Annotated in this window: 2 protein-coding genes; both read right to left on the bottom strand. The window is 37.4% G+C overall.

The annotated features are described in order from the left end of the window. Window positions 1-72: 72 nt before the first annotated feature. Window positions 73-339: a type II toxin-antitoxin system RelE family toxin gene (locus tag ACFQZG_RS27585; protein ID WP_378157961.1), complete on the bottom strand. Its 267-nt coding sequence runs from the start codon at window positions 337-339 to the stop codon at window positions 73-75. After that, the gene (locus ACFQZG_RS27580; protein ID WP_378157960.1) at window positions 323-559 is read right to left on the bottom strand and encodes a hypothetical protein; all 237 of its coding nucleotides are present in this window, start codon (window positions 557-559) and stop codon (window positions 323-325) included. Before ACFQZG_RS27580 ends, ACFQZG_RS27585 begins: the two co-directional genes overlap by 17 nt. Window positions 560-756: the final 197 nt, after the last annotated feature.

Here is a 756-nt window from a genome sequence, read left to right as displayed (position 1 = left end):
ACGTCGTGAATACAATAACGTTATCTGAAACCGGTGCAATTCAATAAAAAGACACTTGAAGATCAAGTGCCGTTAAGTCTTATATATGTCACCGCGTGAACCTATCTTTACAACTATTATTATTAGTTCATTATCAAGAATAGAGTAAACTACTCGATAGGATCCAACTCGAAGCCGAAATTGATTTTCAATTCCTTGCATTCTTTTTATATCAAGTTCCGGATGCCTGGGGTCTTCAGAGAGAATTTTAAGATGATCTAGGATGCGGTTCCGAGTTACAGAATCCTGCTTTTGAAGATACTTATAGGCATCCTTAAGAAATTTAATTTCGTAATTCATGTTCTACATCCTTAAGGTTAATTAATTCACCTTTTAAGTAAGCTTTATGTGCATTATTTATGGCATCTAAGTCATCTTGAGTAGTAGGTTCATCATCTAGAGGAATTTCCTTTTTGATTGATGAGTGCGAAAGACGCTCCATTAATTCAGAAACCAATTCCAGATCTTTATCTGACAATCGATCAAGCAATTCATTAAATCGTTCTTTACTAATAGCCAATTCTGACAACTCCTTTCAAGAACTAAGTATAACCATTATAACATCAAATACACATGAAGGATTGTGTAAGTAGCTCGAAGAAGACACCGGCATCAGATAACACCATATTCACGCATCGGGCATTCGCCCTCGGTCCGGCACGAAGTTAGAAGAAGAGTCGGAGAGGCATTTCAGTTTCGGGAAGCAGAATCAGCCGG

It is taken from the genome of Cohnella sp. GCM10027633, from assembly GCF_042675445.1.
Taxonomy (GTDB): Bacteria; Bacillota; Bacilli; order Paenibacillales; family Paenibacillaceae; genus Cohnella.
Note: the sequence above shows the minus strand (reverse complement) of the source record. Positions and strands in the feature narration are given on the sequence as shown.

Excerpts from the sequence above, each read along its gene's own strand:
- ACFQZG_RS27585 (WP_378157961.1), bottom strand. The coding sequence starts at position 339 with ATGAATTACGAAATTAAATTTCTTAAGGATGCCTATAAGTATCTTCAA.